Origin of the sequence: Desulfosarcina sp., from assembly GCF_033791525.1 — a bacterium.
Lineage (GTDB): Bacteria > Desulfobacterota > Desulfobacteria > Desulfobacterales > Desulfosarcinaceae > Desulfosarcina.
Window position 1 is genome coordinate 1 of record NZ_JASJGN010000410.1, and the last position, 9,608, is coordinate 9,608.

The 9,608-nt window shown below is 51.3% G+C and carries 10 protein-coding genes; 6 read left to right on the forward strand and 4 right to left on the reverse strand.

Going from position 1 to position 9,608, the window contains the following annotated elements:
• The 6 genes from QNK41_RS19970 to QNK41_RS19995 form a co-directional block, all read left to right on the forward strand.
• The coding region (locus tag QNK41_RS19970; RefSeq protein WP_319260667.1) for a TRAP transporter large permease subunit at positions 1-708 on the forward strand (708 nt) is incomplete at its 5' end.
• Positions 709-716: 8 nt separating this feature from the next.
• Entirely contained in the window at positions 717-1,247 is a 531-nt protein-coding gene (locus QNK41_RS19975; RefSeq protein WP_319260669.1) for a DUF1850 domain-containing protein, read from the forward strand.
• A complete protein-coding gene (locus QNK41_RS19980; protein ID WP_319260671.1) occupies positions 1,247-2,590 on the forward strand; it encodes an aspartate aminotransferase family protein in 1,344 nt (447 codons plus the stop codon). The genes QNK41_RS19975 and QNK41_RS19980 overlap by 1 nt, the downstream gene beginning before the upstream one ends.
• Positions 2,591-2,658: 68 nt before the next feature.
• The gene (locus QNK41_RS19985) at positions 2,659-3,483 is read left to right on the forward strand and encodes a 3-keto-5-aminohexanoate cleavage protein (RefSeq protein ID WP_319260674.1); all 825 of its coding nucleotides are present in this window, start codon (positions 2,659-2,661) and stop codon (positions 3,481-3,483) included.
• 210 nt (positions 3,484-3,693) lie between these two features.
• Positions 3,694-4,653, forward strand: coding sequence for a hypothetical protein (locus QNK41_RS19990; RefSeq protein WP_319260677.1), 960 nt, complete (start codon positions 3,694-3,696; stop codon positions 4,651-4,653).
• 190 nt (positions 4,654-4,843) lie between these two features.
• Entirely contained in the window at positions 4,844-5,419 is a 576-nt protein-coding gene (locus QNK41_RS19995) for a flavodoxin family protein (protein WP_319260679.1), read from the forward strand.
• Between the two features lie 303 nt (positions 5,420-5,722).
• On the opposite strand, the gene QNK41_RS20000 is transcribed toward QNK41_RS19995, so the two are convergent.
• The 4 genes from QNK41_RS20000 to QNK41_RS20015 form a co-directional block, all read right to left on the reverse strand.
• A complete protein-coding gene (locus tag QNK41_RS20000) occupies positions 5,723-6,349 on the reverse strand; it encodes a LysE family translocator (RefSeq protein ID WP_319260682.1) in 627 nt (208 codons plus the stop codon).
• 229 nt (positions 6,350-6,578) lie between these two features.
• Positions 6,579-7,865: a sulfatase-like hydrolase/transferase gene (locus tag QNK41_RS20005; RefSeq protein ID WP_319260689.1), complete on the reverse strand. Its 1,287-nt coding sequence runs from the start codon at positions 7,863-7,865 to the stop codon at positions 6,579-6,581.
• Between the two features lie 429 nt (positions 7,866-8,294).
• On the reverse strand, positions 8,295-8,906 hold the full coding sequence (locus QNK41_RS20010) for a trimeric intracellular cation channel family protein (protein WP_319260684.1): 612 nt from the start codon (positions 8,904-8,906) through the stop codon (positions 8,295-8,297).
• Between the two features lie 281 nt (positions 8,907-9,187).
• A complete protein-coding gene (locus QNK41_RS20015) occupies positions 9,188-9,520 on the reverse strand; it encodes an antibiotic biosynthesis monooxygenase family protein (protein ID WP_319260687.1) in 333 nt (110 codons plus the stop codon).
• Between the last annotated feature and the right edge of the window lie 88 nt (positions 9,521-9,608).

Below are 9,608 nucleotides of genomic sequence, written 5' to 3' on the forward strand. Positions count from 1 at the left end.
GGCATCATCATCGGTGTGGTCACCCTGACCGGACTGGGCCTTAAAATGGCCACCCTGATTACCGAGGCGGCCGGCGGGCACCTCTTTCTGACGCTGCTTTTTTCGGTGTTTGCCTCGATCATTCTTGGCATGGGGCTGCCCACCACGGCCACCTACATCATCATGGCGGCCATGACCGCACCGGCGATCATGACGATCAGTGCGGATTTAGGCCTGGGGTTGCCGGTCGTCGCGGTTCATCTGTTCGTTTTCTACTACGGTATTGTCGCTGACGACACACCGCCGGTGGGTCTGTGCGCCTATGCCGCCGCCGGGATTGCCGGTTCGGATCCCATCAAGACGGGCTGGAAGAGTTTTCGGCTGGACCTTGCCGCCTTCACCCTGCCGTTTATGTTCATCTACAATACGAAATTGCTCATGATCGATACCACTCTGATGGAAGTCCTGTACCTCATTCCGCTGTGCATCCTGGGCATGTTCTGCTGGTCTGTCTTCATCCAGGGGCACTGGAAGGTCCATACGCCCATTTTAGAGCGGTTCCTTTTTCTAGGACTGGCGTTCCTTCTGGTCAATCCCAACCACCTGTCCATTGGCGAGATGATGATCAACAAACATCTGGTCAACGGCCTGGCCATCGCTGCGGTGGCTGCGATCTATCTTTCGCAGCGCTCGCGTGCCAACCGCGCCTTGGCACCCGCAGCGGCATAGGGACCGCTTTGGCTCTTTCCAAGAGACGCCTGGCGGTTCCCGCAGCTGGTTTATGCCTGTTGTTGAGCCTGATGATTTTTTTCCAGGTGGATGCATTTACCGTGAGACTGCCTCGGGAAGGGAATCCGCTTTTCGGGGCGGTACGGGTGGTGTCTGGCAGTGAAATTCAATTGAGCTACCGCCACTCGGTGGAAAAGACGATGGTGGAAGGCATTTTTAGCGTGGGTCCGGGGTCGGTCATCCAGGCCAAGGAAACGCGCATGACTTCCGTGGGGACCGGCCTTCCAAATACCTACACGGCAAGAACCCGGCGGGAAGGGAAGTGGATTGTGGTAGACGAGGGACTGACAACGGTCCCGGGGTTTGATTTTTTCATTTCAGACGTCAACGCCACCCGGCTGGCTGTAGACGGAACCGCCATTGGGGTGCAAACCCTGGCCTCGGGCAGTCTGATTCATATCGATGTGGAACGGGTGCGTCTGTTGGACTGGATATTGTGGCGATACGGCAACAAGGATTGGCGAAAGGATCAGCAATAATGAGCAATGCAAGCAACCGGCGTGAGGGGCATCTATTCCCCAGACGCCTGGACCCGCAATTGCCGGTGGCTGTGAAAGCTGACGGGGTATGGATCGAGGACCAGGATGGCAACCGATATTTAGATGCCAGCGGTGGGGCAATCGTGGTCAATGCCGGCCACGGCAGAAAGGAAATTGCCCAGGCCGTCTACGATCAGATCCTGGCTTACGACTACATTCACCCCACCATGTTCACCACGCCGGCCGCCGAAGGGTTGGCTGACGCCCTGGTTGAGCATGCACCCGAGGGCATCGACCGGTTCTACTTTTTGTCCGGTGGTGCCGAGGCTGTGGAGGCCGCCATTAAGCTGGCCCGCCAGATTCACCTGGCCAACAGTCGTCCCGAGAAGTTCCGCTTGATCTCGCGTTGGAAATCATACCATGGTCTGACCTTAGGTGCACTGTCCGCCATGGGCAGGGCGGCCTTTCAGACCCCGTATGCCCCGATGCTGGCGCAAGCCGTTCACATCCCGCCACCCTATTGTCTGCGTTGCTCATACGGGCTTACCTTTCCGGATTGCCGCCTGCGCTGCGCCCTGGCACTTGAAGAGACCATTTTGAACATGGGACCCGAAACGGTATCCGCTTTTCTGGCCGAAACCGTCAGTGGCGGGACCCTGGCCGCCTGCCCGCCGCCGCCGGGGTATTTTGAAGTCGTCCGCAAGATCTGCGATACCTACGATGTCCTCCTGATTCTGGACGAGGTGCTCTGCGGCATGGGGCGCACCGGTCGCTGGTTTGCCTGCCAGCACGATGACGTGGTGCCCGATCTGGTCACCTTGGGAAAAGGCCTCGCCGGCGGCACCGTGCCGCTTTCTGCGGTGGGTGTGAAGGGAATTCATTTCGACGCAGTGTGCGCCAATGGTGGGGGATTCACCCACGGCGGCACCTTTTCCCACCATCCTGTTGCCGCTGCCGCCGGCCTTGCACTTGTGCAAATACTTGAGCGAGAACAGCTGGTGGAGCGGGTGGCTGAGGTCGGAGGCGTATTGGGTGAAACGCTCAAAAATCGGCTCAGCGATCTTCCCTGGGTGGGCGACGTGCGAGGCATCGGCTTCCTTTGGGGCATCGAACTGGTCAGGGACAAGGCCTCCAACACGCCGTTTCCGCGAAAACAAAAGGTCACCGAGAAGATCTGGCAGGCGCTCTTTGAGAACGGCATCATCACCTACAAATCGACCGGACTTGCCGGAATCGACGGAGATGCGATCATCGTCGCGCCCCCGTTTGTTACAGATACTAGCGACTTCGAAGTGGTGGCCGAGAAATTAAAAGCTGCCATCGAACATGTGCTGTCTACCTGAAAAAAAATAGTGGATGTTTTAGATCCTCACTAATTAATGAATATGTGGAAAAGCTAAGAAGAGGTCGCATGGACAAACTAATCATCACGGTGGCCGTTACCGGCTCCCTGCCCACCAAACGGGTCACACCGCATGTCCCGATTACTCCCGAAGAGATTGTCCGGGACGGCTTGGCCTGCGAGGCGGCCGGTGCGTCGTTGATCCACCTGCATGCCAGGGATCCGGAAGATGAATCTCCGGCAACCGATTTGGCGCTGTTTGAAAAGATCTACAGCGGTATTGAAACGCAAACCAACCTGATTACCCAGATTTCAACCGGTGGGCGGGCCGGAATGGCCTATGAACAGCGCTGCGAGCGCCTGCAGGTCAAGCCCGAAATGGCCAGCTTGACCACCGGTTCGGTCAATTTTCCCAACTCGGTGTATGAAAACAGCCCCGGTTTGATCGAGGCTCTGGCTGCCGACATGCAAAAATACGGCATCAAACCGGAGATGGAAATCTTCGATCTGAGTATGATCAGCAATGCCACCGCACTGGTGGAAAAGGGGCTGGTGTCTGCGCCGCTGCATTTCGATTTTGTCATGGGGCTGAAAGGGGCCATTCCGGCCACCGTGGAGAACCTGGTGCACATGCGCAACACGATTCCGCCCGGTGCCACCTGGACCGTTGCCGGTATTGGAAAAGCCCAGCTTGCCATGACCACCCATGCAATCCTGATGGGCGGTCATGTGCGTGTGGGGCTGGAAGATAACATCTATCTGCGTCGTGGTGAATTGGCCACCAATGCACAGCTGGTCGAGCGTGTGGTGAGGTTGGCAGACATTCTCGGCCGCGAGGTTGCCACCCCGGATGAGGCCCGCCAGCTGTTGCGCCTGCCGATATTGCCTGCGTGAACCGCGATAGCGAGTGCATTCCCCGTCGCTTGTCGAAGCGAAGCGGAGATCCCGTTCATCGGGGCGGCGGGGTTAGCGAGCGAACTGTAAATCGATTTTCATCCTTACGGTGAACCTTCCCCGCGGCTTGTCGGAGCGAAGCAGAGATCCCGCTCATCGGGGCCGCGGTGAGGGTTCAATGCAAAGATGAAACAGGGAAGGATAAACAACATGTCCGCAAAACCTATCGCGATCTTTTACGAACACCCGGATTGGTTCAAACCCCTGTTTGCCGAATTGGACAGCAGAAACATCGATTATGAGAAAATCCATCTCAACGGCCACCACTTCGACCCGTGTGTGGACACGTCTCTCTATTCATTGGTCGTCAACCGGGTCAGTGCCTATCCTTCCACAACCAGCGAGCCCCAGGTGGTCCTTTACGTTAAACAATATCTGGCCTACCTGGAAAGTATCGGGGCACGGGTGATCAACGGCTGGCGGTCTTACGAGGTGGGTACCTCCAAAGCCCTGCAAATGCAGATCTTCAAAGGACTGGGGCTCAACTCGCCCAAAAGCCGCGTGATCCACCATGCCGGGCAGGCGCTCGAGGCTGCCGAGGAACTCCAATTTCCGGTTCTCATCAAACCCAATGTGGGTGGCAGTGGTGCCGGCATCACCCTTTTCAACACCCGCGAGGAACTGGTCGGTTCCGTCGACAAAGGCGAGATTGATCTTGGCATTGATCGAGTGGTCCTGGTTCAGGAATACCTCAAACCAAAAGACGACTGCATTTACCGGGTGGAGATATTAAACGATGCCTTCCTGTATGCCATCCGACTGCCTGTCCTTGCGGAAAATTTCAACTATTGTCCGGCCGATGGCTGCAATATCGAGCGCTTCGATTACTGCCCGGTGGGAGCATCGTCCGGCGGGGATGCCGATTCGGCTGAGTCGGGAATTACGTCATTCCTACCGGAGCCTGAGGTGATCGATAAGGTGAGGCAGGCCGTCGCTGCCGCCGGCGCCGACATCGGCGGTGTCGAATACCTGGTCAATGCCGCCGATGATCAGCTTTACTTCTATGACATCAATCCGCTGTCCAATTTTGTGGCCAACGCCCCACAGGTGGTGGGTTTCGATCCGGTTCCACGCTTTGTCGATTTTATACTACGTCAGGCCGGTGTATGAGACGGTCTTTGTAGAACCAAACCATCTTAGCCGAATTATTTTTGCAGCATTGAGATTCATTAATTCATCAGGAATTGTCCGGATGCCGGCTTTCGCCGAAATGCCGGACTTGGGAGCATATCCCATTGTCCACAGTGATGACATCTGATAAATTAGGGAGTGATTTCAATCCAATAAGAGGAGACACCCAATGAAAGTGGTCGCATTCAACGGCAGCCCCAGAAAAGACGGAAACACATCTATCCTGATCCGTAAAGTGCTGGAGGCCATCGAAGGCCAGGGTATCGAGACGGAAACCGTCCAGGTGGGCGGCAAACCCATCCGGGGCTGTATCGCCTGCTATAAGTGCTTCGAGAACAAGGACCGGCACTGTGCCGTGGGCAAGGATATGCTCAACGACTGCGTGGACCGGATGCTGGCGGCCGACGGCATCATCTTAGGGTCACCGGTCTATTTTGCATGTATGAGCCCGGAGACCAAGGCGCTGATCGACCGTGCGGGCATGGTCTCCATCGCCAACGACACCATGTTGCGGCGTAAGGTCGGGGCTGCCGTGGTGGCGGTTCGTCGGGCCGGGGCGGTGCACACCTTCGACTCGATCAACCATTTCTTTACCATCGGAGAGATGATCATCCCCGGTTCCAGGTACTGGAACATGGGGTTCGGCAGGGAAAAAGGGGAAGTCAAGGAGGACACCGAGGGCCTTGAAATCATGAAGACCCTGGGGGAGAACATGGCCTGGTTACTAAAGAAAATCGTCGTATGAGGTGCCCTCCTGACCTATACTTGAACCGCCAAAGCGAGCGCATTCCCCGTCGCTTGTCGAAGCGAAGCATAGATCCCGCTCATCGGGGCCGCGGGGAGGGTTCAATTGACAGAATTGAAAAATGAGTCAGAAACTCGCTTGACATAATGTTATCACAACATCTTCAACTCTCTCTACAACGTTGATGTGTTGGAGCTGTATCTGTTCAACAATCAAACAGATTATAGCAAAGTAATTGTTCTATACGTCGCTTTTCAGTGGGTGCGGTTTTTTACACACCGCTGCAAGAGCTTCGTTAGGCAATTATGCAGATCGCTGCATCCCGGCTGTAAAAATCCCGGCTCCAATTAATGCCGTACCGCCGCAACGATTGAACCATTTGCGTACACTTGTCTTCCTTATCGCATCTCGCAATTGACTTGCAAATAACGCATATAGAGCTGCATTAACCAAAGCTAAGAACAGAAAGGTTCCTCCCAACAGGAGTAGTTGGTTGAATACGGGTTCATTGGGGCTGATGAATTGTGGTAAAAATGCCACAAAGAAGGCGATCCCTTTTGGATTGAGTGCCGTTACAATGAAAGAGCTTTTAAAAAGTGAGCGAGGTGAGATACTATCTTCCCCATTCCTACTATAACCGCTTTCCGGGTTTGCTCTCCACAGATTGATCCCCAGATAAAGCAAGTAAAGTGCTCCAATCCATTTGAACACTGTGAAAAGAGTGGCGGACGTGCTCATAATTGCACCAAGTCCCAAAAGGGAGAGTGTCATTGCTGTGAAATCCCCAAACACGACACCTGCTGCGAGCGGCAAAACTGATTTACGCCCATGATTCACTGCTTGACTTACAACCAGAATAATTGTCGGCCCTGGTATTATCAAAATAAGCGTTGTAGCGAGAACGTAGGTGATATAGATTTCCAAACTCATTATTATCTCCTATTTTGTGGCTAACCATTAAGCATGTGGATCTGTATACCATCAAAAATATCATGTAAACAGAATAGACGCTGTTTGGATCGGAATACAGATTAATTGAGATCATCTGTGTTGCGCGGTCATTGCCCAAACGGGTGACCAGGCATCTGTAACTTTGAGTTGACCGGTTCCGGGGCTGTTCCAACAATCCAACTCAAACGACTTTTTTGCTATTGCCCCATCACTTGTATCCCTCGAAATCACTGCCGGGTTTTATGTTGGGGTATTTGGCCATACTCCTCTGGATCTCTGTCAGGATGCTCATCACTGGTTTCATGACCCAAAGATGCGAATAACCTTCCGCACGCCACAGCTCACTCTTTTCATCGGGATCATTCTTTATGTCATAGACCTGTGGGAACGTGTGTTCCACTATGGGTGAAAACGTAGACTCAGCGGTAAAGAAGTGGACTTTGAGAGATCGCCATTTCACAGAGAATACACGGTCGCCGACATAGGTGACTATGTATTCTCGATTGGATTTCTCTTGCTTGCCCAGCAGAAAGTCAGCCTGGTTGATGCTGTCGTAAGGGCGGTCCTTCGGAATGCGGGTTTCTTCTCCAATTAAATGTGCAATTGTTGAGAACCAGTCGAGGTCCGAAAATATCTCATCAGTCACTTTACCGGACTGAATCATTCCTGGCCAACGAATCATACCAGGAGTTCGTGTTCCTCCTTCGTAGCCTGTGCTTAATCCACCCCGCCACGGTCCATTGGAGCCTCCTTCATCAGTGTCTTCACCTGCGGCGTTGTCACCTGTAAGAATCAATATGGTATTGTCCTCTATCCCTGCCTTCTTGATAGCATCAATTATTTCCCCAACATTATAATCTACCTGCATCTGAATATCGGCATATGCTCCTGCGTTCGACTTCCCGGCGAAATCTGGCTGAGGAAGAAACGGTGGGTGAATTTGAGTAAGGGCTGCGTAGACATAGAAAGGTTCTCCCTTCGCAGCATTTGAATTAATGAACGCTGTGGTTTTCTGGACAATTTCACTGTCAAGTATAGCCCTGGCTTCGAGATTGAATTCTTTGACCTTCTGCGATTTTTGGCCCTTCTTTCCTTGCCAAATATAAGGGGTATCGAATACCTCAGGATCAAACTGGGCCGTGCTTGTGTAGCTGGCTTCCATTGCACTTTCCTTGGTGCCATACCATTCATCGTAGCCTTGATCATTGGGGAGGCGTCCATCTTTATCACCAATGTGCCATTTACCAAACATTGCAGTGGAGTAACCCGCGTCGGATAGAAGATCGGCTATTGTATATTCCCAAGGAGCCATACCTTGTGGCTCACCAGGAGCTGGTACTTTCTGCGTACCTGAGCGGATTGGTAGACGGCCAGTGTGAATTGCAGAGCGGGTCGGTGTACATTGGTTCTGAACATTGAAATTGGTGAAGCGGATACCCTGTTTGGCGAGTTCATCTATCTTAGGGGTAGGAATGGTGCTGCCTTGAATGCTTATGTCCCCCCAGCCTCAGTTGTCTACAAGGATGTATACAATGTTCGGCTTTTCTTCCTTCATGTTATCTTGTGCACGGGTTGTAGATGCTGACATGATGAGGACTGTAGCAATCACAATTTTCGCAGCAAGCCAAATGCCTATGTGCCTTTTCTTCTCACTTTGTATTGGCTTTTGCATAGAACTCTTCCTCCTCTTTAAAAAGCTAACCAGCCAGAATATAGAACTGTATATCATCAAATTTTGGGCGATATACAGGAAAAGAGCTGGTTGGATCTAAATACAGATATATTGAGATCATCCTAGTTACGCGGTTATTGCCAAAACTGCTAATCAGTTGGAGGTGCCGGCGATGTTTCGTTCACGGTTACAATGGCTGAATAGATCGATAGCAGAACGGAAAAATATGCTCATAGTCCTGACTGATCAACTTTATTCTCTGTACATAAGCCATTTCGGATAATACAGACCCCACTGAATAGCTGATGCTCTGAGTATGAATATTACACCGATGGCGTACAGTCTGTTTAACTCATGCATGGGGAAGTGATAATACAATATGGTAAATACAACTGCTCCGAGCAATGCCGGTGTCGCATAAAATTCCTTGCCAAGGAGCAAAGGCATTCTGCCGGTCAGAATATCCCGGATCATACCGCCTGCAATCCCCGTAACAACACCCATTAAAACCGCAACTGGATTCGAGAAGCCAAGCATGAGGGTTTTTTCTGTTGCAAGGATTGTAAAAAGGGACAACCCGAAGGCGTCAATGAACAGCAATAAATGCAAAACATGACTCACAAATCGAACCAGAAAAAATGTGATAATTGATGCTGAAACGGATACCCAAAGGTAAAAAAGATCGGCAACCCAAAAAATCGGGTTGGTATCCAAAATTATGTCGCGCAGAGTGCCGCCACCGAGAGCGGTAACCACTCCGAGCAGGGTAATGCTTAATATATCCATTCCCTTTTTTCCGGCCGCCATGACACCGGTTATGGCAAAAGCAGCTATCCCAATTAATCCCAATGAATAAATCATCATTTTAAAGCGCTTTAAAAATTAGGTTCAAAATAAACAGCTGGCCCATGGTTGTATGGATCTATATATCGACTCACATGCAACATTATTCAGGAAATGCGCAATGTGTCGCAACAATGATATATTGAGATCATCATCGGTTTGATAAGATTTCAAATAACTGCATGGTCGTTGGAGAGTACCACCAACGATCGAGATCACTTACGACAACAAAGCATAGCAGCTAATAATTTTGAATAATGATACAAATAAGATAAAGAGTTAATTCATGTCGACTTTTCGACTCATTCAGCCCCAGCATGAAATTGAGGGATAATTCCACCAACCAGGGGTTCGTATATCCGATATTGTGTTACTTCACCCAGCAGATCATCGACCTGTTTTTGAAGTGCCATACGTTGTTTGCTTTGTAGCCAGTTGTTCCAGTCGTCAAGGCTGTTCCAGGTGCTTATAACTATGTATTCACCGGGACAGTCTAAACAGCGGAATGTCTTGCCGGTAATGTAACCAGGCTGCGTTGTGGCCAGAGATCGGATTTCTACGATCAGTGGGGCCAGCTTGGCTGCTTTTTCCTTGTCGCTAAATTTGCGTTGGATAAAAACCGTAATTGCCATCATGTCCTCCTTTTATCAGAATTTAGGATATCATTTCATTAAGATGTAGAACGAATTGTTGCTATAGAGGTGGTGTTTTCAATACCATATT

What these genes read in the sequence shown, in the direction of transcription:
- QNK41_RS19980 (WP_319260671.1), top strand. Translation starts at nt 1,247, where the DNA reads ATGAGCAATGCAAGCAACCGGCGTGAGGGGCATCTATTCCCCAGACGC.
- QNK41_RS19985 (WP_319260674.1), top strand. Translation starts at nt 2,659, where the DNA reads ATGGACAAACTAATCATCACGGTGGCCGTTACCGGCTCCCTGCCCACC.
- QNK41_RS19990 (WP_319260677.1), top strand. Translation starts at nt 3,694, where the DNA reads ATGTCCGCAAAACCTATCGCGATCTTTTACGAACACCCGGATTGGTTC.
- QNK41_RS19995 (WP_319260679.1), top strand. Translation starts at nt 4,844, where the DNA reads ATGAAAGTGGTCGCATTCAACGGCAGCCCCAGAAAAGACGGAAACACA.
- QNK41_RS20000 (WP_319260682.1), bottom strand. Translation starts at nt 6,349, where the DNA reads ATGAGTTTGGAAATCTATATCACCTACGTTCTCGCTACAACGCTTATT.
- QNK41_RS20010 (WP_319260684.1), bottom strand. Translation starts at nt 8,906, where the DNA reads ATGATGATTTATTCATTGGGATTAATTGGGATAGCTGCTTTTGCCATA.
- QNK41_RS20015 (WP_319260687.1), bottom strand. Translation starts at nt 9,520, where the DNA reads ATGATGGCAATTACGGTTTTTATCCAACGCAAATTTAGCGACAAGGAA.